The following is a 23,760-nucleotide window of genomic DNA, read 5'->3' as shown; positions in this document are numbered from 1 at the left end:
CCTTGATAGACAAGGTTATGTCCCCTCGGGGAGGGGTTTATTTACGCAATCGTTACCGAGCAAACGGGTTATTTACGGTGTAATTTTAACCGCCTGCCGGGCAAGCATTTTCCATTCTTTGCCGCTCTTTTCAAACACCAGCAAAATGCGTAAATGCACTTCGCCGGGTTTGTTATTATCATTGTTGGTGCCGTGTAGTTCATGACGGACAATAGCCACTTTTCCACTGACAGAAATGGTTTGATTCTTTAGCTCAATGGTTACAAAATCGGAAGCACCGGTTTTGAATTTTTCAAGAAACTGCTCTTGGTTTTCGACCAAACCTCCTGAATGTCCGTAGCTGAGTTTATCACTTGTAACAGCACGCAACTCAGCTTCGTTACCACTGATCATTGCCAGGCGGAGTTTTTCAACTGCATTAGCAACTGCTGTTTCTTGCTTTGATTGCGCTATACTGTTAAAACCAAGAACAATTGTTAGTAATACTGATAGGATTAACTGTTTCATACTTCGTGTCTGTTTGCTTTGGGCACAAGATCGGTTAATTCAGAAATTTTTACCGGACGTTTTAAGGCAATGCTCTTTCTTGCAGCAATACCAATGAGTATGCTCATGGCGCCTTCTCTTGTTCCGGCCATTACATGGTGTGGATTGTCGTTGGTGTTGGTAAACATTCTGCGTTGCATACGAATATCGCCACCACCATGCCCGCCACGGATCTTTGCTGTGGTGTACACTTCAAAATCTTTACCGAAATTATCCCAGGCAAGTATTTCATTTGCTTCACCTGCAATAGCATCATCGGCATTGCTCATTTCAATAGCATGACGTTTCTCTTCATCCACCTTTGTTTTTTGCAGGTAAGGAATGTCTTCCCATGTTTCAATGCGTCCCTTCTTACCATTGAAAGCAATCTGCCAGCCTTCATAAGGGGAATAAGTTGTGAGTGAATAGTTAACCGTTACGCCATTTGCATAAATGATCTGTGCACTCATCTTATCAAAAATGTCGATCTCATTGCTCCACACACAACCATCACGGATATAACCATCGTGCTGTTCGTTGTTTACATAGAGATTTACATTTTGTTTGTTGCTGGTAATGTCCCAATAGAATTTGCAATTGGGTTTGTGTTCACAACCACGGCATTTTGTACCACGGAACTCATTGTTCTTTCCATAATGTTCCAATGAACCATAAGCACTTACTTCAACCGGTTCACTGTTAAGCCACCAGTTGAGCAGATCGAAATGATGTGTTGCCTTATGCACCCATAAGGAGCCGCCTTTGTTCATACGGCCATGCCAGCGACGGAAATAATCGGCTCCGTGATGCACATTGAGGTACCAATTAAAATCAACAGAAGTGATCTTTCCAACACGATTAGCTGCCAGCAATTCTTTCAACTGCATAGCGTGTACACTGTGGCGATAGTTAAAAGCAACAGTTACTTTTTTTCCGGTTTTCTTCTCTGCTTCTAAGATCTTCCGACATTTATCTTCGTCGGTTGTCATTGGTTTTTCAGTAATAACATTAAACCCTGCGTTGAGGGATTTTATAATCATTTCATCGTGTGTAGCGTCAACTGTTGTTACAATAATGTAATCGGCTTTTACCGCTTTCAACATGGCATCAATGCTGGTGAAAGTAGGACAGGTTACACCCATGTATTGTTTTACATACGCCACACGGCCTGGATTGATATCGCACAAGCCAACAAATTCGCACACATCTTTAAATTCGGTGAGAATGGTTTTACCCCAGAGGCTGCTGCCACGTGAACCTGTACCAACAAGTGCAAGTTTTATTTTTTGTCCGGGCTTTGATGAGGCGATTGAAGTAAACGGGTGCAGCATAAGCGATGCGCCTGCTGCTGCAGTGTATTTTACAAATGATCTTCTTTCCATATGGCAATTATATTTTTTACGAACCCTTATTTTTCGATGCGGAACCAATCAATATCCACCACACCAGCATCGTTTGTCTTGTTACTGCGGTTAAAGAAGAAACCAATTTTTGCACCCACCCAACGACCGGGTTTTGCAGTTAGCGATTCACCGATCGTTTTAAAGTTTGTTCCATCTTCGCTGTAACTGAATGTGCAAACAGCTTTTTGACGCACCTGCACACGCAAATAAATATCCTTACTCTTCAGTTTTTCACCATCCTGCACTGTTTCCTTTCCCTTCCTGTCTGCATCCACACATTTCACAAAGCTGATGTAGTTTCCATCGGCTCTTTTTTCTATAGAGATGTATGCATAACTGGCGCCATGTATCATCAAGCCAAAACGTTCTTTTTCATGTTTGGGTTGAAAGGAGATTTTTGTTGTGGCTGTAAATTCCTCTGTCGGGAATTTTTGTGCCAGCAGGTTGGGATAATCCCATGCCAGTTTAATACTATCGGGCAACAACGCAGAGAACAAACGCAACACGCCTTCTGCAGTTGGAAATGCCCAGCCCTGTTGCGGGTTGGCCTGCCACTGCCATTGCAAACCAAGTTTGGGTGTATTGAATTCATCGCTGTCGGCAACTGTTGCAACAGGATATGCTTTTCCAACATTTGGTTTTTTATAAACCATTACCGGTTCACCTTTTCCATCGCCGTCTTTATCAATACCAATCACCGGCCAATCATTTTTCCATGTCATGGGTTGCAGATGCACCACACGTCCATACGCATCTTTATCCTGGAAATGCAAAAACCAATCTTCACCTGTTTGTGTGTTTACCCATGCACCTTGGTGCGGACCATTTACCGGCGATGAGCCTTGATCCATCACCACTTTACGTTCATAAGGTCCATATACATTTTTTGAACGCATTACTAATTGCCAACCTGTGGCAACACCACCCGCCGGAGCAAAAATGTAATAGTAGCCATTGCGTTTATAAAACTTCGGTCCTTCCAATGTAGGATCTGTTGCATGACCATCGAACACCAACACCGGATCGCCAATCACTTTTGTTCCTTCTTTATTGAGTTCTTTTACAACAATGATCGATTTGAAACCTGCACGACTACCAGCGTATGCATGTACGAGATAAACTTTACCATCAGTATCCCACAACGGACAAGGATCTATCAAACCTTTTCCTGTTTCAATAAGAACAGGCTCTGTCCATGGACCTGTGATATTTTTTGCTTTCGTTACATAAATGCCAAAGTCAGGATCGGGATAATAGATATAAAATTCGTTGTTGTAATAACGGATCGCTGGAGCCCACACACCACCACCATGTTGCACTGTTGAAAAATGATCGAATGGTGGCTGACGTTTCAATGCATGACCGATCAATTTCCAATTCACCAAATCTTTTGAATGAAGAATAGGTAAGCCGGGAATATGTGTGAACGATGAAGAGACCATATAAAAATCATCGCCTACACGAATAGCATCGGGATCGCTGTAATCTGCATCTATTACCGGATTTTTATACGTACCATTTTTCTGATCGCTTACCCAAACATTCGAAACTGTTTGTGCCGATGCACAAATGCCTGTCAATACAAACCCAACTACTGCTATTAACTTCATAATGTTATCACTCTTTTTTCGTCGTTACTTTTAAATGCTGCTTCAATAATCCGTATTACATCTGTTCCCTGTTCTGCTGTTACAGGCAAAGGCGCATTGTTACGGATGGCTTGATAAATGCCTTCGTAATACGCTGTATAATTTCCTGTTAGCGAAGGAATTTTTTCGTTGATGATCTTTCCATCTGCCTCTGTATGCAGCAAACCATTTTCACTTTCAGGTTCGATGCCATAAGCCACATCGGTTGGCAACATATGGGCCTGCAGTTGCGCTTCCTGCATATCTGTCTTTGGCTTGATGAACGAACCCTTGCTGCCATGCAACACATAACCGGGTAATGCTTCACGTACCTGGTAACTGCCTTTGATGCGTACTCTTGATGATGGATAGTATAAGAGTATCTCGAAATAATCATCTACCAACGATACCGGTCGTATGATGGCGATATCAGCAAACACTGCTGTTGGTTTACCAAACAACTGCAATGCCTGGTCAATGAGATGCGAACCAAGATCGTACAAGGCACCTGTGCCTTTCATTGGTACTTCTTTGTGTGCTTTGGGACTGATCTCTTCTTTATACCGATCGAAATGAAATTCTGCTTCTACAATATTGCCTAACAACTTTTGATCGAGAACAGACTTGATGGTTTTATAATCACTGTCGTATCTTCTGTTTTGGAAAACAGAAAGCTTCAGATTTTTTTCAGCCGCTAATGCAATCAACTCTTCTGCTTCACTTACTTCAACAGTAAATGGTTTTTCACACACCACATGTTTACCCGCCAACAATGCCTGCTTCACATAATCGTAATGCGTAACATTGGGAGTATTCACGACCACTAATTCAATGTTTTCATCAGCCAGCATTTCTTCCAGTGTGCGGAATGTTTTTACCGATGGATATTTTTCCTGCGCCAGGTTTTTTGTTCGTTCCCACACGCCATAAAAATTAAAGCCGGGATGCGCAGTAATGAACGGCGCATGAAACACCCATCCACTCATGCCGAAAGAACATATTGCTGTATTGATCGGTTGCATCTGTTTCTATTTTGCTTACAAGGTAACACCAAACAAAAACACAATTGTTAGTTCAATGTTGTTAACCAATTTTTCAATCGCTCCATCCAATTATCAGTTGTTGTTTTATTGTACATAGCAAAACCATGTCCGCCTTTTGGATAGAGATGCATTTCAACAGACACTTTATATTTTATACAAGCCTGGTAATAACGGATACTGTTCTCAACAACTACAGAACCATCATCGCCTGCATGCACTAAAAAGGAGGGAGGCGTTTTTGCTGTTACCTGCAATTCGTTTGAATAGAGTTTGATTTGTTCGGCCGACGCAGTTGCACCCACTAAATTATTTCTTGATCCTTTGTGTGTAATGGTACTATCGAAACTGATGACAGGATAGATCAACACTGCAAAATCAGGACGAACAGAACTTGTGTCTTTGTTTGTAACATCTGCATTGCTGCTGAAATGTGTTGCAGCAGTTGAAGCTAAATGTCCGCCTGCTGAAAAACCCATGATGCCTATCTTATCTTTTTTCAATCCCCATTCAGTTGCTTTGTTGCGCACCAAACGAATGGCTTGCTGTGCATCCATGAGCGGAGCAATGCTGCGATCGATATTGGTTGTATCATCAGGCAAACGGTATTTCAACACAAATGCAGTGATGCCCCACTTGTTCATTTCTTCTGCAACACGTGTTCCTTCTTTATCAAATGCTAAAATACCATAACCACCGCCTGGGCAAATGATCACCGACATACCATTCGGGTTTGCAGGTTTGTAAACGGTAAGGGTTGGAACACTCACTTTTGAAATGCGTGTAACATTGTCCCTTGTTTCTGCTTTTTCTTTATTCGGTGCGGGTTTTGAATTGGGAACCGCAGCAGTATACAAAGGCATTTCTGTTTGCGCATACGTTTTTAAGCCTGTAAAAATTGCCATCAATAAAATCAGTTTCTTCATAAAATATTTTTAACGGTTTAATTTTCCTGTAGCCACGACCAACGCTTTGCCCAATCTAATAAAATTTCAGTTCTCCATTTCAATACTGTTTGCCCTCCTTGATAGATCTCATCAAAAAGTTCAGGATTACCACGATCAGTGAACCAGTTTGCGCCTAATTGATAATCGGTTGAACGGGGTTTGCCCGGCCAAATATTATCCACTACAAATTGTCCGCTTTGCTCTGCAAAACCTTTCACATCTGATGTGATGTTGTAAGTTATCGTTTCTGTTTGTTTGGGACAATATCTTACTGCATAATCGCCATTGCCTAAATAATAACCGGCCCATTTTTGTTCACCGATCTTGGCTTTCACACTCATGGTAAAGCAACTTGAATCAGCAGGGATATTAATAACGGGTCCTTTGAAATGTAATTCAATCACCGAATAGACTGTAACCGTATCTGCAAGTGTTGTGTTGCGGCTAAATACAATTCTCGGACTATGTGTAAATTTTTCAAAACTGCCTCCCCAACTTTCTTTAGATGCATCATTTGGATCACCATCCATCATGTAAAGTAAAGAAGGTGTATCGCCCATCTTGATGTTTCCTTTATAATATTGTTTGAAGTCTTTCCCTAAAAATCCCGCAGCTTTAATAAAACGATCATAATAGTTTTTGTTATGCAAACTATCCGGCACATTATCAGAAAAGAAGCCATAGTATGAACTGTTGGTTTCTATAAACCAGAGGTTGGGAAAATTTGCAACAATGTATGCATAGCTGTTGGCGCTCCATTTTTTGTTTGGTCCACCGATCCAATACACTTTAATGTTGGTTTGAATTTCCGGTGCATCATGCAAGGCTTGTGCTACATCTTCTAATCCACCCCACACAAGTATCCAAAGTGGTTGTGTGCTTTTCTTCTTTGCGCACTTAATGATCCAATCTGATCCTTCGGTAGCAGTTGAATATCCTTTAAACGGAGCAGCGCCTAATCTTCCTTGTTTGCAAACTGCTTTTAATGAAGCAGGCGAAGGATATCCTTGTTGATGTTTTTGTAAAAGAGGAAGATCTTTTTCATACAGATCGATCATGCGTAATAATTCCCGTTTGTTTCCTTGTCCGTAAGAAGGTGAAGAAATTAATCCTTCTGTTTGAAACAGGTGACTGTACATGAGAAAATGTGTGATCGATTGATTATCGTCGGGATCGGTGCCACCAATATCTGTACTGATAAGAATGCGTGGCTTCACCGGCACAGGTTTTTGTGCAACCAATGCAAGTGGTGCTAATCCAAGCAAGCAAATGAATATGATCTTGTGTGTATGCATTTTATTTAAACGGAATAGGGATGATAAAATTCATTTCTTTTAACCACGCTTCCAGCAAATTCATCCACTGATCGGTTGATCCGGGATTGTCATCCAATCGTATTCCATGTCCACCTTGTGGAAAGATATGCAGACTTGCATTGATCTTTTTATTGAGTAATTCATTGTAAAACAATACACTGTTCTGCGCCTTCACAGTACTATCGTTTTGTGCATGCACCAAAAATGTTGGAGGTGTGAAGGAACTCACCTGCAATTCACCAGAATAATTCTGGATATTGGCCTTCGTTGTATCTGCACCCAGAAAATTTTTCTTGCTGCCGGGATGTGCAAATTCACCCATTGTTATAACAGGAGAGAGCAGTACCATAAAATCGGGACGAAAACTGTGAGCCGTTAATGAATCATTGATAGTACTTTCATCTTTTGCATGTGTACCAAGTGTGCTTGCCACATGACCACCGGCACTAACACCCATCACACCAATTTTATCTGTTTTGATATTCCATAGTGCAGCATTTGCACGAATGATACGCATGGCCCGTTGTGCATCCTGCACCGGACCAATTTGTTTATTGATAAGATCCTGCTGATGCGGCAAACGATGAATGAGCACAAATACATTTACACCAATGCTGTTGTACCACTTTGCAAAATTGAATCCGTTATAGATATATGATAAGCGTTCGTAACCACCACCGGGAACAATGAGAATGGCTGTGCCTTTGTTCTCAGCTTTCGGAACAAGAAAGCTATACATGCCCGGTGTTGCCACACGCCAAATGCGCTCGTTGAACAAACTGTCGGTTACTTTTTTGCCATTGTAGTTGGGCATTTTTCCTGCAGGCCACAAGGGAATAAACTCCTGCGCTTTTGCAAACAAATTCAACAGTAAAAAACATGCTATGTAAAATGACTTTTTCATTTTTATTTGCCCGTTGTCTTTTCCCTATTGTTTTTTTAGCTCCGGCCATTCAAATGCCTTGCTGCGCAATTGCATAAACCATCCACTTTCATCTTTCACCAGACTGTTATTAGAAAAAATATTATCGAGTGTGTACTCTCTTGCTTCTTTATCGCTCAGCTGTTTGCTCCATGCAACACGCTTATCAGTTGCTGCACCTTCGCCTGTGCATTTATATTCGGCATAGAATGCAGTTTGTTCATTGGCTGGATTACTCCAGTTGCTCCAGCCTTCAGGTGCAATTTGTTTAGGCATTTCGCAACGGATGAACACCGTTTTTGCATGTGCACGCCAAGGACGACCAAGCATTGTCTTCGTTACTGATGAATCCGCCACGATCTTACAATCAATAAACACATAGCCAAACTTTTTACCCGGAGTGGTACTTGCAGCAGTGATGTAGGAATTTGTTTTGGAGCGGATAGTGCAACCTTGAAACACTGCTGTTGATGGACCAAAAATAAAATCGGTTGTTCCTTCAATATAACAATCAAGAAATAATTGACGTGAGTTTTCGCCTGCTGCAAAAATGGTATCCTGGTTGCCGAGGAACTTGCAGTTTTTGAATACGGCTTTATCAGCATCAACATACAAAGCCACAGCTTGTCCTACAGGACCTGCACTGTTGGCGAACGTAATGTTCTCGGCATAAAACCGGTTGCCCGAAACTTTTGCAGTGTACGAAGTAAAGGTGGTGTGCTTTCCTCTTCCTGAATAATCGTTGAAGGTAATGATCGTCTTCTCTACACTTTCGCCAATAAATGTTACATCAGTATTGGTGGCAGGGATCTCGATCTTTTCATTGTACACACCATTCTTAATATACAATGTGATCGATGCCAACGGGTAAACACGCATGGCATCAATGGCATCCTGTATGTATTTGAATTCGCCACTGCCATCTTTCGCTACAGTGAACACATATTTATACTGTTGCGGATTGGCTGTTTGTGCAATAGCGAAATGGCAAGTAAAGATCAAAGCGATCAACAATAAATTTTTCATACCAACTAATGTACTACGATGCATTTTAAAACGGCTTTCTCTTTTCCGGAATTATAATGAATAAAATACTGGCCTTGTGGTAAAGCCTGTACATCCACAGACGTTTGTGTTGTATTCGGCGTTGCTTTCCACTCCGCTATTTTCACTCCAAGTAATGAATACAACGCAATACTTGTATTGCTGCCACTACGTGGATGCTTAATGATCACACTGCTGCTTGCAGGGTTTGGATATAATGCAAACCCACGTGCTGCAAGATTATCAATCACAGATGTAGGAACATTCTGCGTTGGAATTCCTTTTACAATAAAATCTTTCAATTGCAAGTACCTGCCTGCGCTTGTGCTTCCGCAGCTATAGTAAAGACGAATGCTCAGCGTTTGTCCTTCGGTTAACGTTACACCTGTTGAACCATTCAGTGGAAAGCGATTTACAATTGATGGACCATTGTTATCCTGTGCCACTGTTTTTCCCGTAGCAAATTCATAGCCGGTTACCTCAACAGAATCAGTTGTAAATCCGCTGCGTGAGTACACAACAGCAATTTTTGTATTACTGCTGGTTGCATAAAATGCATGATTGAATAACATACTATCAACCCTTGCAGTATAACCTGCATTGGCAGTAATAGTGAATTGCTGGTAGTTTGTTCGGTTTAAATTACCACCGGGCCCGCCTGATGCAGTTGTCCAGTAACCATCTGCAGTTGCTGCAAATGCTTGTCCACGTGTTAATGAGTAAGACAACAAACCCGCAACTGTTACACCATCAGACACTGCAAATTTGTTGAATGTTGGAGCGCTTGCAATAACAGCTGCTGAACGGATGGCTGCACTGTCCTGGTTGTTTTGTGTAAACGGCCAGTGTTGCAACACACTTGAGATCTGTACCGCTTGTGATTGAATTGTTCCTCTCACTGCAAGTTTCACTGTATCGGCCAATGTACCGCTGTGAATAATATTATCGTTGTAAGTGCCAACGACAGTTCCGTTTAAACGAAGTGTGATGGTTGTACTCGCAACTGTTCCGCTTGTTGGTTTCAATCCTAACGGCGTTGCATTGTTATACCAGGTAGTACCGCCATTGGCCGATACTTCATAGTTAACAGGCGGCGCAATTTTAATACTGTCGATGATATTCAAACCTGAAACTAAAAAAGTTTGTGTGGTTGATGGCGTACCGATTCCCTGTAAGAAATCGGACAAAGCACCTGTTACAGTAATGGTTGGTTTGCTCGATACAAAAGCAGTATCAGAAGTGGTAGTTGTAAATCCTGTTTTCGATAAACGTACAATATAATAATAACTTGTTCCTGCGGCAGGTGCAACATCTGCAAAGCTGAAGTTGGCTGCAGAATCTTCACTGCTGTGTTGTGTATCGATCAAACTGAAATTCTGTTTATCTGCACTTCTGTACAATTCGCATTTAATGCCCGACATCGGCCATGTAATATTCCATGTTACATTCACTGTTGCGGATGTAACGTTGGGTTTGCGTGCAATAAGGTTTGATGCAGATAACTCCGGAACAAATGTATTGTTCAGTTCGGGCCATGTGCTGTATGGATTCCATGTTGCCATTACCGGAGTGTTCGCATTCACAAATACTGTATCGTTATTGTAATACTTTGCCGCTTCGCCTGCAGTTAATTGTTTACTCCAGTTTACACGACCGCTTACATCTTTCACTGTGCCATCATAATTTTTTGTATTGTATTCTGCATAGGTAATGTATGATGTGTTGGTACCTGCATCCCATGCACTCCAACCTTCGGGTTTAATTGATGAACCCATAAATGAATTCAGGAATACCGTTTTGTTGCGTGACTTTGATGCATCGGCTGTGCCTGCATCGTTCTGCCATGGGCGGCCTAATGTATAGAATGTAATGCCACGGTTTTTCGTGAGCTTACAATCTCGGAACACATAACCATAACCCGATTCAAGTTTTGTATTCGCTGCCGTTACAAAACCACCGCTACCATTATCCAAACGTGTACGGGGATATATCACACAAGTATCGAAGATGATCGTAGATGATCCAAAAATGAAATCAGTATTACCATCAATATAACTGTTCTTCATATACACCCGTGTACCCCTGTTGTTACCACCGTAGTAAGTATCCTGCCCACTGTTCATACGAACATTGAAGAATACAACTCTGTCTGATGTAGTGTACACAGCAACTGCCTGCGGACCATCGCCCGGTGCCGGAACAATTGCGTTGGCATTGATACCATAACCCGTTGCATTTTCAACAGAAAGGTTCATCAACATCACATCCGCTGCATTAATGATCATAGTGCCGCATGTTGATGTGCCATAGGTACCACCTGCAGGATTTACTTTGCCTGAATAGTTATCGTAAGAAATAATTGTCTCCGCCATGTTCTCACCCATCAACTGCATGAATGGTTTGTTTGATGGAATGACAACTGTTTCCACATACTTTCCTTTCTTAATAAAAATTCTCCACGGTGTTGTGCGGTTTGTTGGTGCTGCAGTGATGGCAGCCTGTACCGATGTATAATTTCCTGAACCATCTTTTGCAACGAGCACATCATACGCTGGTGTAACAACAGGATTTGATGCAACACCGTTTACAGCTAAGTTTTTTGAAGTAGCGCCACCACCTGCAACAGTAATGTTGCCGTTGTAGATACCTGCACTTGCTGCATTTAACCGAACAGAAATTTCTGTTGCGGCAATTGTTCCTGATGAAGGAGATAATGTAACACTGCTTGTCCAGGTGGTTCCGTTCAAAGACACTTCGTAGTTTGATGGGGCTGTAACCGTAACATCACCTGTAAGATTTGTTCCGCTTACTGTTGCTTTTTGCACTGCTGATGCTGAACCAATTGTTTGTGTGAAATTGGTAAAGCTTGCAGTTGCAAGAATGGTTGGGGTGTTTGAATTATTTGCAAGTGCTGATATTGTTGCAACAGGTGCATAGTTAAAGGCTTTATCAGCAGTGAACACATGATAATAATAAGTTGCGCCAGTAGTAACCGTACCATCATTAAACGATGTACTTGTTCCGGTATATAAAACAGTGTAATCAGCACCAATGGTATTGCCGGCTGCATACACACCTTTTGTATTTAAAGAAGGCGCTGCACTCACTGTACTTCTAACAATCAAATAACCACCGTTATCAATACCTGTTGCCGGAGCCGACCATGTTAATGCAACAGCAGTTGGAGAACCAACTGCTGCAAGATTTGTAACTGCATCGGGTGCAGTATTATCAACTGCAGTGCCGGGATACGCTACATAATCATCAATATAAAAATAGGGCGACTGCGGATTTGAAATTTTCATTCCGAAGTAAGTACTCGTTGGAGTTGTGGCCGCTGTTTTTAATGTGCCTGTAAACAATTGCCAGTCTTGCGGAGTAGATGCATCTAATGTAGCAGTTGCTGTTGTTAACGAAGTACCTGTTCCGCCGGTTGCTCCAACAAGCGTTGCTGAACCTGTTAATACAGTTGCTGCACTTAATGTTCCAACAGGTTTATACCAAAACTGAATCACATAATCTGTATTCTGACTTAGTGCCGGATTGCTCAGCACCGGTGAGAACATATACTTTACACTGGTGCTTGCCTGTTTGTAATACATGATCTTATTACCTGTGCGTGCATCACCGGTTTTAATATCCCATGCAGCAGATACTTCCCAATTGGTTGCTGATGTGTGTGAGGTAACAGTTGAATAAGTGCCCACAGTTTGGTTTTCAAAACCACCATCAATATTGGGGAAATAGCCAATGGCAGCATCCTGTAAATTTTGTGATGCTGTACCTGTTACTGCAACCGACATGTTTGTTGCGCCTGTACTTGTTCCAACAATATTCCCTACATAAGATCCTGCGGTTGTTGCGTTCAAACGAACATAAATGGTAGTGGAACCAACAACACCGCTGTTTGGTGTGAGTGATACGTTATTGCCCCATGCTGTATTATTCAATGACACTTCGTAGGATGCAGGTGCTGTAATGTTTAACGCTGCTGTAAGATTCAATGCTGAAACTGTAAATGATTGTGAGGTTGAAGGCGAGCCGATTGTTTGTGCAAATGCAGTGAATGATGCGGAAGAATAAATGGTGGGGGTATTATTCTGTTGCGATTCAAGGATAGAGTTGAGATAATTTTCTAAGTTGGTATAATTGTTCGCTGCAAAAATGCCACGATCACTTGCATCGTTCGGATTTAAACTATTGGCTGTTTCCCATGCATCAGGCATACCATCATGATCGGTATCGGTTGGCGCTGCTGTTGAACTCAACGTTGGCCATGCATTTAAGGTGCTTGCATACGGCGTGCCGTGTGGAAAGCCACCCTGCACATCAATAATTTTTCCTGTACGGTTGCGTACATCATTAGCAACACGTGCATCCAATGTATCACGCTTTAAACTGGCGCCTGCATATTGCAATACCAATTCATACGCTTCCTGTGCAGTGTGTGTTGTTACTGGTAAGTAAGCAGATAAAAATGCGGATGTTGATTTTGATTTCACCGTATCGGCCACAACACCGGTATTCATACTTGCACCAAGCCAGTTATTATTGGTATTGGTTGTTGAACCATCTACATAGTTACCCGAAAGAAAATATTTTGCATAACCAAACTCTGCAGTACTGTCAACACCCACAATTCTGTAACGCACACCACTGCTGGTGTTAGGACCGTACTTGTAATAGTTGTTTACAAGATTGTATTGTCCGCCATCGCCACCATAAATCGTATTGATGCCCCAGTTGTATAAAACGTTATTACGAAAGTCAGCACTTTCAACAGAACCTGCTGGATAAGTGCTGTTACCTGCAAAACGTGGATTACGGTTGCGGCAATGTGCAATAAGGTTATGATGAAAACTTCCATGCAAGGAACCCCAGATGCCACCGTAACCATGATTTTCAAAATCAGTATCACCCGTTTCGAAATGATAAGAATAGTTCAACGGCTCGGAAATAATATTCCACTGCATCGTTACACTGTCACCACGGTAAACCGTCAACGCTTCATCGCTGCTCCAGCTTACACTGCAATGATCGATGATGATATTTTTATTGCCGAGATTACCCAATGCATCATCGCCACCACTTCCATCCAACGGCATACAGGCTGCAGTGAATGGCGCAACAGGCACACCGCAATTTGCAGGTGATGTTTTCAACTGATTTTTATCACCCATACGACAACGGATATAACGCATGATCACATTATCGCCACTGATCACTACGGGATAATCAGCTAAACAAATACCATCACCGGGAGCAGTTTGTCCCGCAATGGTTGTATTTGCACGAATGTTAAGTTTTGATGTAAGATGAATGGTGCCCGATACACGAAACACAACCGTACGATGTGTTGCTGTTTGATTTACAGCATAACGCAACGTACCAACACTGCCATCATCGTTGAGATTCGTTACTTCAAATACAGTTGTTGGAACACTTACCGTTCCCCGTCCACCGGAAGTAAAACGACCGGCACCTTCAGCACCGGGAAAAGCAATCTGTTGTGCATACATGGTACACATGCACAGCAGCATTGAAAAAATAGTTACAATACGTTTTGGCAAGCAAGCATTAACAAGCAGTTTCATTTGGCAGTAGTTATTCTTTTGTATTTACAATTCTTGATGCGAGTTCCGGCAATTGCGAACGGATCTCTTTTAATACCAACTGTGCAACCTGTCTTGCACCAAATTCATTAAAGTGTGTGTTGTCATCTTTACCCTGCGGATGATTGGGGTGTTCGCCGGGTTTTAATTGCAGAAACAACCATGCAGAATTTTCAGGCCCGAATTGTTGATAGAGCTGTTGCGTCAATACATCCATGTCAAAGAGTATAGCTTTTTCTTCTGCGGCAACTGCTCTTGTAATCTTCATATACTCATCGTGTGTACCAACGATCTTACCTGTGCTGTCGAATTTTCTTCTGGCCATTGAAGTGAGTAACACAGGAATTGCTTTCTTCTCTCTTGTTTCTGTTATAAACTTTTTGAGATTGTTTTTAAACTGTTCAGGAGTAGTAGCCGTTTTCTTGGTGGGCACTTCATCGTTATGTCCAAACTGGATGAATACATAATCGCCTTCGCCTGCTTCATCCATGATCTGCTTCCACAAACCTTCTGTTTGAAACGAAGATGTACTTCTGCCGTTCTTTGCTTTGTTCACCACAGTTACAGTTGAATCCCAGAAATAAACAAAGGGCATTCCCCAGCCGTTTTCAGGAAACGCTTTTACATCTTTAATGCTTGCAGTAGAATCGCCTGCAATAAAAACTTTGATCTTCTTTTTTGGCGGCAGCACCAATGCAAACAGTGGCAGTGCCATACATACAATAATCTTCTTCATGTTACTTAACTAAACTGTTGATGTAAACTTCAATATTGGTATAATGCTGATGCAGCTTGTTTGTACTTGCATCGCCAGCATCATTTGCATTTAATCCATTCTTTTTTTCCCATTCATCAGGCATACCATCTTTATCAGTATCGGTTAGCACAGGTACGGATTTTAAAACGGGCCATGCATTCGTGGTGATTTCAAAAGCTGAATGATGTGGGTAGTGCCCCTGCACATCAATGATCGCTCCGGTACGGTTAATGACGTTGTTGATGATGCGTGCATCCATTGTATCACGTTTGTACGAAGCACCCACTTGCAACAGAATTGCTTTGTAGGCATCTTCTGCACTTTGTACAGGAATAGCATCTGTTGGGAATGCTTTTGTTTGTACAACTGTTTTCTTTTCTTCTTCTGTTCCTTTCGGATCAATGTGTACACCAGCAACATTATTCTTTGTTACATCGGGTGCATCCTCAACAAAATTCCCTTCTACATAAAATTGTCCGTATGGTTGTTTATCCAGTTTGGAAGGATTCACAATACGAAAGCGAACGTTTTTGTTTGTGGAGGGGCCATAGCGATAATAATTATTCACCATATTGTAAGTGCCACCTTCACCACCATACACATTATTGCCCTGCCAGTTGTAGATAAGATTGTTTCTGAAATCAACAAACTCTGCATCAGCACCAAGTCGTGCGCCATTGAAGCGTGGATTGCGACTTACACAATGTGCAAACAGGTTATGATGTGCTGATAAATGCTGTCCGCCCCAGATACCACCATAGCCATGATGTTCCCAATCCTTATCACCTGTTTCAAAATGATAAGAGTAATTGAGTGGTTCGGTAATGATATTCCATTGTAATGTAGTGCTATCGCCTTTGTAAACAGAACATACTTCATCAGTACTCCAGCTGAACGAACAATGATCGATGATGATATGCTTGCGGCCCGAAGCGCCAAATGCATCATCGCCACCGCTACCATCCACCATTCCTTTTTGTCGCTGATATTTATCGCCCATGCGTACACGTATGTAACGCACAATAATGTTATCACCAGCTAAACTCACCGGCTGATCAGCAAAACAAATGCCATCACCGGGAGCAGTTTGCCCGGCAACAGTGATGTCGCCTTTAATAAATAATTTGGTTTCGAGATGAATGGTTCCTGAAACAGCAAACACAACAATACGTTTGCCTTTTGCTTCAGCAGCTTCACGAAAACTACCTGCGCCATTATCGTTGAGATTAGTAACGACCATCACTTTTCCACCACGACCACCGGTTGTGTATTTGCCATAGCCTTCGGCACCGGGGAAAGCGATAGCTGTTGTATTGTTGCCTGTTACCTGTTTTGTTTGTGCACATGCACCGGTTGCAAACTGCAGCAATACTGCAAGTGCAAGTGTAACCTGTTTTGTTTTCATTAACTGCGTCTTTCTGTTGAATCAATTTTTACAATAACATTCTTATCGGTATTAATCATACCGGCAGCATTTTCGTTAACAACAGATTTTGGGGAAAACGCCGCAACAATTGCTGCGGCGTTTTATGGTTTTTCTTCAATGATGCTTACAATCTCCAGCGTGGATCACCTGAGTTACTTCTGCCGGTGAAGGAAGTATTAATTATTTTGAAATTGCCCGCAGCAGGGTCTTGCCATAATTGTGCTGCAGATATTCCTAACGTTGTGATACTCGGAAAATCATTACCTGCCGACAAATGATCGGAAGTACGAAAGTTATTACTTGTATTGATTATTGTAGCCGCATTTGCACGCACATCTCGTACAGTGTATGCACCCGAACTGTTTTTTCCAATTCCAAAAATGCAATTATTTACAGTAATACCGTTTGTTACGTTATTGGTACCGGACGTACTGTAATCGATATAATATGAAGAGCTGTTACCTGCAGGTGCCTCGTTGAACGTACAGTTTTCTACTAAAACAGCAATGGAGTTGTTACGACTTGTGATAACTTTTTCTGCTTTATAAATAGTACTGTTCGTTATTTTAATATAGTCCGCACGGCTTGTTGCTACATCAATATTAAATACTCCGTAATTAGAAATGCTGTCAACAATGCAATTATTCATTTCCAGATTTGTGATAATAACCGGCTGACTTTGGGCACGAAGTACACCTCTGAAAATTTCTGCAACGCAGTTTTCAAAACGTATTTTGCCAATGGTACAGGCAGCATTGATATTGAATACATATTTCGATGCATAATCAGTACCACGCAACACCACATCATTAAATACGATAGAGTCAATTACTGCACCTGATGCAATATTGAAATTTGATGGCATTAAGATGATTGGTTTTGCCGGGTTCAACAAATCATCGCCTGCCATAAAGGTGAGCGTTTTATTAAGGCTGAGGGATGTACTGATATTATAAGTTTCACCACGTTTCAGTAAGATAATACTACCCGATGCAATATCAGGAATGGTATCAATTAACAAACTTGGCACACCGGTAATATTGCGAAGATCAATTAACGCACCCGTTAAGGCTGCCTTGGTTGTAAAGTTTGCCCAACCACGAACTGTTGTACCACTATACAGAAAAATGATATAAGCAGTTGATGCATTCAACCCGGAAACAAGTTTGTAGGCGTTTGCTACATCGGTACCATTCATGGTTGCAGTTTTTACAACAGAACTATCGGCAGCAAGTAAGATCTTTACTTCTGTTACTGCTGCTCCACTTGTTGTCCAGCTAACTTTTACTGAGTTATCATTTACTTCGCTGAGAGACGGTATGTTTAAGATGGTAGGAAAACGTGCTGTTTTAATTGCACCCAGATCGGCAAACTTCGAGTTGTGCGATGTATCTGCTGCAACTGCTTTCACCCTTACCTGGTATAATTTTTCCCAATAAAGATTTTCAAACACATGCACATTGGTATCAGTTGTTATTCTTCCTGCAACTGTTTTAAAACTATCTACACTTATTTCTGCTGTGTACGATGCTGCACCTTTAATGGGCTGCCACGATACCTTTATCCAGTTACCTTCCGACAGCAAGGCATCTTTAATAACAGGTCGGAATAAACGTGGCGCTTCACCAAGGTCTTCCACTTTTTTACAAGCGATGAATACCAATGTTGCAGCCAGTGATATAAAAAGTAATTTTTTCATTGCTGTTTTTTTAGAATGGCCAATCAGTTTAATTAGTACCCATATTGATTTTGCAGTGCACCAAGGCTGCTTGTTACAACCGAACTATGTAAAGGCAAAATATAACGTACAGCTGTAGCACCTGTATAATCGGAATAACCTCTCCAGGTCCAAAGCGGAAAGTTTGCCGGGCCGCTGGTAGTTGTGTTGTACATCGATCTGGTCCATGCAATACGTGTATAACCATCGGGGTTACTGCCAACTGTAGGCACATCTTTTACAGGAGGTTCCACTGCCGGTCTTCTGTATAAGTTTAACCAGGTAATTACACCGTTGGCACTTTTCTTATAATACATATAGTCTGGTAAGTTGGCATATGTACCTGTGTTTGTGGTACCATCAATACCCATTTGAATCAATGCATTTCTTGCATCTGCTACTTTTTTCCCATAGAGGTTCCAACGGGCAAGATCATATTTGCGTAAACATTCACCGCCAAATTCCCATGCACGCTCGTTTACAATAGCATCGAAGAAAGTTTGCTTGCCTGCAGCTGCAGTAGTAATGTAAGCAGTTACTTTATCGCTCCACAAGCTTTCAGAAAATGCACGCTGACGTACCAAACGCAACGCATTTTGTGCAGCGGCAGTTGGTCCGTTCAATTCGTTTTCACTTTCAGCAAACATTAATAAAATGTCGGAATAGCGCATCAACGGCCAGTTAATGCCTGTACCCTTTGCAGTAGATGCTCCCAGTGGTGTTGGCACCAATAACCTGTTCCATTTACCCGGAGCAACAGAAGTTGCACCTGCAGGTTGCTGAATAAGATCTTTATCGTAATAAACAAGAAAACAGGAAACCGGTAAGCGTTTGTCAGTTGTATCGAACGAGTGATAATACGTGATGGGCAAAGACAAATAGTTTGAACCCGAACCGTATGGATGTGTACCTGCATCTACTCTTATACCATGGTTCCAACCCACATCACCAAAACCGGGATGAAACGCTACTTCGTACAACACATCGCTGTTTAATGGTTTGATGTATTTGTTTACGTTTTGGAAAACAGTTGCATAATCAGGAAGAGCACGGGGCTTCAGATCCATCAGTTTCTTCGTATATGTATTTGCTATCTCGTAATACTTCAAATAATCGTCTTTACGCTTCATGGTTTTATCAGGATATAACCAGTAACCACCACGCATTAACGATAAACGTGCTATCATTCCAATTACAAACTCACGGTTGATGCGCTCGATACCAAAATCAAGTTCATCTGCCCACGACATTTTGGGTTCTATTTCAATCAGATCATTGATCAGGAATGTAAGTATGGTATCTCTTCCTGTTCTTCCTAAATAAAAATTATCACCCGCACGTGAAGGAGTTGTTTTAAACGGAACATCACCCCAGTGATTCATTAACCAATAAAACCAAAGAGCACGCAATGCTCTTGTTTCGCCAAGCAGGTTATTAAATACTTTGTTCGTAGGATCTTTTACCAACGATACTTCTTTCAAACCCTTTTCACATTCGTTGGCACGGTTAATGGCATTGTAACCATTGTTCCATACTGTTAACAAATCGCCATTGGCAGGTGTACATTCAAACGACCAAATGTCACGGCGTGAGTTATCGGGCGATGCAGAAACACCACCACATTCAATATCGGAGTTGCCCGAAAAATTATTGGAAAGACGTGAAGTAAATGCATCCTGATTAAACAATGCATAAACCGAATTCACCGCTTTTTTTGCATCGGCTTCTGTATTAAATACATACTCAAGATCGGTTAACGAAGGCGAATCGGCCGTTAAAAACTTCTTGCACGACTGCAGCGAAGTAATTGCTATTAATAATAAAATGAAATATATTTTTTTCATGGCAATTGCTTTAAAATGTTACGTTAATACCCGCTGTAAAGTTGCGGCTCTTAGGATAGGCCGAATAATCAACACCGGGAGTTAATTGTGAATAGCCATCGCTTCTTGTAGAACTCACTTCAGGATCGTAACCGGAATATTTTGTCCAGAGGAATGCGTTGTAAACAGTTGCATATACACGCACTTTGGTCATGTGTACAACCGATGTAATACGTTTTGGTAATGAGTACCCAACCGTTAATGTATTTAAACGAAGGAACGATCCATTTTCCACAGCCCATGAATGAAACACAGGTGTAGCATTACCAAATGAAAATGGCGACCAGATTTTTGCATTTGCATTTAACTTGCTCAATTCTGTAAGATCTGTTACAAGGTTACCTGATGCATCAATGTATTTATAACGGTTATCAGAATTAACAGTATTCAGCATGTTGCCATAGTTGGTACGGTAAAACTGGTTGAATGAAATTTTACCTGTGTTGTACACATCGTTACCTACAACAAAATTGAAGTATGCACTGATGTCGAAGTTTTTAATGGTAGCACTTAAACCAAAACCACCTGAGTATTTTGGTAAGGCACTGCCAATTACTTTACGATCGGAAGCGTTGATAACACCATTGCTGTCGAGGTCTTTCAACTTCATTGTACCGGGGCGCACACCAATTACACCACCCAGTAAAGAACCAACAGTTGGTACACCTGCTTTAAGTGTATATGTTCTTGTAATTGGGTTATACGATGCAAAATCGTCTGCTGTGTACCAGCCATCTGTTACATAGCCATACATTAAACCAATTGTTTGTCCAACATAAACACGGTAATCGTCCTGTTGTTTCAGATCGGTACTTGCCCAGTTCGATTGCAATGATTTTTCTGAAGGGCCGCCAAGGTTGTCAATTTTTGCTTTATTGAAACCAATGTTGAATGTAGCATTCAGTTGAAAATCTCTTTTTTGAATAATTGAAGCATTTAAACCAAGCTCAACACCTTTGTTTGATGTTTGACCGATGTTTTGTTGCTGTGTACTGAAACCTGTGTTTTGCGGAATATCTGTTAATACCAGCAGATTTTTTGCACTGTTCCAGTAAAAATCTAACGCACCGGTTAAGCGTTGTTTAAACAATGTAAAATCAAGACCTGTGTTACGGGTAATATTTGTTTCCCATTGTACAAACGGGTTGGGCAATGAGCTTGTTGCGTAGGTATAATAAGGGTTGGCAACATCACCAAACCCAATTGTTCTGTTATCACTTGCCTGGAAGAGTACACGCCAGATATTATCGGCAATGCGGTCGTTACCTGCAGCACCGTAGCTGATGCGGAATTTCAGATCATCAATCCACTTAATATTGCTCATGAAGTTTTCTCTCGACACACGCCATGCAAACGCAGCAGCAGGAAAGTAGCCCCATTGTTTTTCTGGCGAAAATTTGGTTGAGGCATCTGCACGAAGTGTAAGCGTAAGCAGGTAACGTGAATCGTATTGATAGTTGATACGTCCGAAGAAAGAAGCAAGTTTTTGTCCGGCTGCAATATTGGTTGTATGTCTGTCTGTTGTACCCAATTGCATATTGGCAAACATGCGTTCAGGGCTTGTATTTTCAACAAACAGTTTTGCACGTGTATATTCAGAAAATCCTTTGTTGAGGATATTGATCTCCTGTCCGCCAAGCACAGTAAAATCGTGCTTACCAATTTCTTTTTTATATGTAAGTGTATTTGCCCAACGGAAGCTACGTGCATTGGAGTTTGTAATTTCGCCCATTGGCAAATTACTTCCTTCGTTACGTGAAACAGAAGTTAACGGACCGTAATAACGCTTCAGCTGACCGAATGTAAGATCCATACCAAACTCTGTGCGATAGATAAGACTTGGAATGATGTTCCATGTTGCAGCAGCATTCATATTTAATGTATGTGCCACACGCTTACGGTAATCCTGTGCAAGCAGTTGGGTTGGGCTGATGAGACTCTTCAGGAACTGTTCGTAATCATCATCTGTACCACCCGGATTTGGATCGATCTGGATAAAATCGGCAATACCATTTACAGGGCGTGTAGTGATGGCATCTCCAATACGGAAATTCGATGAACCGGATGAACCTGCACCATCAGTTACAGTATGTACAAAACGGGAGGAATAGTCGAGCTTTAAATTCTTTGCAACTTCATGGTTTAATTTAAAGTTGAGGTAGTTGCGTTGGTAGCCCGATCCCTGCATTAAACCCTGATCGGTATTGTTGGTTGCACTTAAACTGAATTTTGTTTTAGCAGTACCCCCTGTAATACCAAGATTATGTTGTTGCGAATACACCGGCTTACCAAATAACTCCTTTTGCCAGTTGGTACCCTTCTGATATTTATACAATTCAAGATCTTCATAAGCACCAAAGTATTTGGTGAAACCATCAACTGTTGTTTGGTTTTGCAAACGTGCATACTCATAGTTGGCCAATACAAATTCGTAAGGCGATAAAACTTCGAGCTGGCGGGGTAAAGTGCGTGCAGTACCAAACGAGTTAAACGTAATCGTTGTTTTACCCGCCTTTGCATTTTTGGTAGAAATAATAACAACACCGTTCGCACCACGTGCACCGTAGATCGCTGTTGTAGCCGCATCTTTCAAGATGTCGATGCTCGCAATATCGGAGGGGGCAATATCATTAATGTTGTTAACAGGAAAACCATCAACAATATAAAGCGGCGAGTTATCCTGTGTAACCGAACCACCACCACGTACACGAATGACGATTTCAGCACCGGGTGCACCATCAACAGATGTTACCTGTACACCAGGTAAGCGACCCGTAATTGCTTCGGCTGCACTTGAAACCGGGATCTTTGATAATTCATTCGCACCAATTGATGAAACAGTACCCGTAAGATCTTTACGTTTAATTGTTCCATAACCAATTACCACCACATCTTCTAATGCTGTAACATCTTTTTCAAGACTGATGTTTAGTTCCGATTTGCCATCGGTTTTAACTGTTTGTTGTTTGTAACCCGAATAACTGATGGTTAATGTTACAGCACCTGTACCCGGCGCAGTAATAGAAAAATTACCATTGGCATCTGTTTGCACACCGTTGTTGGCTCCACTCAGCAATACACTTACACCTGCTAAACCGGCACCGGTTTCGTCCGTAACCTTTCCTTTTATCTGGCGGTTTTGGGCAAATGCAATCGTACAACACATGCAAAGCAAAAACAGAGAGAAAAACTGTTTCATACTGTGTTTAGTTTTAAAATAATCAATAGACTTTTACTGCAAGGGGATGCAATAAAAAAGTTGAATGTTTTGGTGATTGTTTTGAATCGTTAACTATTTAATGGCCGTTGTAAAAGCATCTTCTGAACTACGTTCAACACAAGCAAATCCGTTCGTTTAACAAAACAAGTCTACTCTGTTTTTAACGAATCCTAAAGGCTTGTAAAGGGGTTTATTTACGCAATCGTTCCCGAGAACGATGCCATTTTTCCGCAACTGTCCTGTGCTGTCTGTATTTTGCTTTTTAATGATTAACAATCGGTTATACAAAATCATCACAAGGCCGTTTAGTAAGTAAGATT

Annotated in this window: 14 protein-coding genes; all 14 read right to left on the bottom strand. The window is 41.5% G+C overall.

Annotation, left to right across the window (positions count from 1 at the left end; genetic code table 11):
- Window positions 1-72: 72 nt before the first annotated feature.
- Window positions 73-507, bottom strand: coding sequence for a nuclear transport factor 2 family protein (locus ESA94_RS11250; protein WP_129131013.1), 435 nt, complete (start codon window positions 505-507; stop codon window positions 73-75).
- Window positions 504-1,907, bottom strand: coding sequence for a Gfo/Idh/MocA family protein (locus ESA94_RS11245; RefSeq protein WP_129131012.1), 1,404 nt, complete (start codon window positions 1,905-1,907; stop codon window positions 504-506). The genes ESA94_RS11250 and ESA94_RS11245 overlap by 4 nt, the downstream gene beginning before the upstream one ends.
- A 26-nt stretch (window positions 1,908-1,933) precedes the next feature.
- Window positions 1,934-3,538 carry a glycoside hydrolase family 43 protein gene (locus tag ESA94_RS11240; RefSeq protein ID WP_129131011.1) on the bottom strand — a complete coding sequence of 535 codons (1,605 nt, stop codon included), beginning with the start codon at window positions 3,536-3,538 and terminating at the stop codon, window positions 1,934-1,936.
- Window positions 3,535-4,578 (bottom strand): Gfo/Idh/MocA family oxidoreductase, encoded by a 1,044-nt coding sequence (locus ESA94_RS11235; RefSeq protein WP_129131010.1) that lies wholly within the window; start codon window positions 4,576-4,578, stop codon window positions 3,535-3,537. Before ESA94_RS11235 ends, ESA94_RS11240 begins: the two co-directional genes overlap by 4 nt.
- Before the next feature lie 47 nt (window positions 4,579-4,625).
- Complete coding sequence (locus ESA94_RS11230; protein ID WP_129131009.1) at window positions 4,626-5,522, bottom strand: alpha/beta hydrolase; 897 nt, start codon at window positions 5,520-5,522, stop codon at window positions 4,626-4,628.
- 17 nt (window positions 5,523-5,539) lie between these two features.
- Window positions 5,540-6,838, bottom strand: coding sequence for a nucleoside hydrolase-like domain-containing protein (locus ESA94_RS11225; protein ID WP_129131008.1), 1,299 nt, complete (start codon window positions 6,836-6,838; stop codon window positions 5,540-5,542).
- Between the two features lies 1 nt (window position 6,839).
- On the bottom strand, window positions 6,840-7,763 hold the full coding sequence (locus ESA94_RS11220) for an alpha/beta hydrolase (RefSeq protein WP_129131007.1): 924 nt from the start codon (window positions 7,761-7,763) through the stop codon (window positions 6,840-6,842).
- Between the two features lie 24 nt (window positions 7,764-7,787).
- The gene (locus ESA94_RS11215) at window positions 7,788-8,831 is read right to left on the bottom strand and encodes a pectinesterase family protein (RefSeq protein WP_129131006.1); all 1,044 of its coding nucleotides are present in this window, start codon (window positions 8,829-8,831) and stop codon (window positions 7,788-7,790) included.
- Entirely contained in the window at window positions 8,813-14,419 is a 5,607-nt protein-coding gene (locus ESA94_RS11210) for a pectinesterase family protein (RefSeq protein ID WP_129131005.1), read from the bottom strand. The genes ESA94_RS11215 and ESA94_RS11210 overlap by 19 nt, the downstream gene beginning before the upstream one ends.
- Before the next feature lie 10 nt (window positions 14,420-14,429).
- Window positions 14,430-15,173 carry a rhamnogalacturonan acetylesterase gene (locus ESA94_RS11205; RefSeq protein ID WP_129131004.1) on the bottom strand — a complete coding sequence of 248 codons (744 nt, stop codon included), beginning with the start codon at window positions 15,171-15,173 and terminating at the stop codon, window positions 14,430-14,432.
- Window position 15,174: 1 nt separating this feature from the next.
- Window positions 15,175-16,599 carry a pectate lyase family protein gene (locus ESA94_RS11200; RefSeq protein WP_205755964.1) on the bottom strand — a complete coding sequence of 475 codons (1,425 nt, stop codon included), beginning with the start codon at window positions 16,597-16,599 and terminating at the stop codon, window positions 15,175-15,177.
- A gap of 145 nt (window positions 16,600-16,744) precedes the next feature.
- On the bottom strand, window positions 16,745-18,319 hold the full coding sequence (locus tag ESA94_RS11195; RefSeq protein ID WP_129131003.1) for a DUF5123 domain-containing protein: 1,575 nt from the start codon (window positions 18,317-18,319) through the stop codon (window positions 16,745-16,747).
- Window positions 18,320-18,351: 32 nt separating this feature from the next.
- Complete coding sequence (locus tag ESA94_RS11190) at window positions 18,352-20,181, bottom strand: RagB/SusD family nutrient uptake outer membrane protein (RefSeq protein ID WP_129131002.1); 1,830 nt, start codon at window positions 20,179-20,181, stop codon at window positions 18,352-18,354.
- 10 nt (window positions 20,182-20,191) lie between these two features.
- Complete coding sequence (locus ESA94_RS11185; RefSeq protein ID WP_129131001.1) at window positions 20,192-23,419, bottom strand: SusC/RagA family TonB-linked outer membrane protein; 3,228 nt, start codon at window positions 23,417-23,419, stop codon at window positions 20,192-20,194.
- Window positions 23,420-23,760: the final 341 nt, after the last annotated feature.

This window comes from Lacibacter luteus (genome assembly GCF_004118265.1).
GTDB lineage: Bacteria > Bacteroidota > Bacteroidia > Chitinophagales > Chitinophagaceae > Lacibacter > Lacibacter luteus.
This window is presented reverse-complemented; position numbering and strand designations above follow the sequence as displayed.

What these genes read in the sequence shown, in the direction of transcription:
- ESA94_RS11225 (WP_129131008.1), bottom strand. Translation starts at nt 6,838, where the DNA reads ATGCATACACACAAGATCATATTCATTTGCTTGCTTGGATTAGCACCA.
- ESA94_RS11200 (WP_205755964.1), bottom strand. Translation starts at nt 16,599, where the DNA reads ATGAAAACAAAACAGGTTACACTTGCACTTGCAGTATTGCTGCAGTTT.
- ESA94_RS11250 (WP_129131013.1), bottom strand. Translation starts at nt 507, where the DNA reads ATGAAACAGTTAATCCTATCAGTATTACTAACAATTGTTCTTGGTTTT.
- ESA94_RS11195 (WP_129131003.1), bottom strand. Translation starts at nt 18,319, where the DNA reads ATGAAAAAATTACTTTTTATATCACTGGCTGCAACATTGGTATTCATC.
- ESA94_RS11220 (WP_129131007.1), bottom strand. Translation starts at nt 7,763, where the DNA reads ATGAAAAAGTCATTTTACATAGCATGTTTTTTACTGTTGAATTTGTTT.
- ESA94_RS11215 (WP_129131006.1), bottom strand. Translation starts at nt 8,831, where the DNA reads ATGCATCGTAGTACATTAGTTGGTATGAAAAATTTATTGTTGATCGCT.
- ESA94_RS11240 (WP_129131011.1), bottom strand. Translation starts at nt 3,538, where the DNA reads ATGAAGTTAATAGCAGTAGTTGGGTTTGTATTGACAGGCATTTGTGCA.
- ESA94_RS11210 (WP_129131005.1), bottom strand. Translation starts at nt 14,419, where the DNA reads ATGAAACTGCTTGTTAATGCTTGCTTGCCAAAACGTATTGTAACTATT.
- ESA94_RS11185 (WP_129131001.1), bottom strand. Translation starts at nt 23,419, where the DNA reads ATGAAACAGTTTTTCTCTCTGTTTTTGCTTTGCATGTGTTGTACGATT.
- ESA94_RS11205 (WP_129131004.1), bottom strand. Translation starts at nt 15,173, where the DNA reads ATGAAGAAGATTATTGTATGTATGGCACTGCCACTGTTTGCATTGGTG.
- ESA94_RS11190 (WP_129131002.1), bottom strand. Translation starts at nt 20,181, where the DNA reads ATGAAAAAAATATATTTCATTTTATTATTAATAGCAATTACTTCGCTG.
- ESA94_RS11230 (WP_129131009.1), bottom strand. Translation starts at nt 5,522, where the DNA reads ATGAAGAAACTGATTTTATTGATGGCAATTTTTACAGGCTTAAAAACG.
- ESA94_RS11245 (WP_129131012.1), bottom strand. Translation starts at nt 1,907, where the DNA reads ATGGAAAGAAGATCATTTGTAAAATACACTGCAGCAGCAGGCGCATCG.
- ESA94_RS11235 (WP_129131010.1), bottom strand. Translation starts at nt 4,578, where the DNA reads ATGCAACCGATCAATACAGCAATATGTTCTTTCGGCATGAGTGGATGG.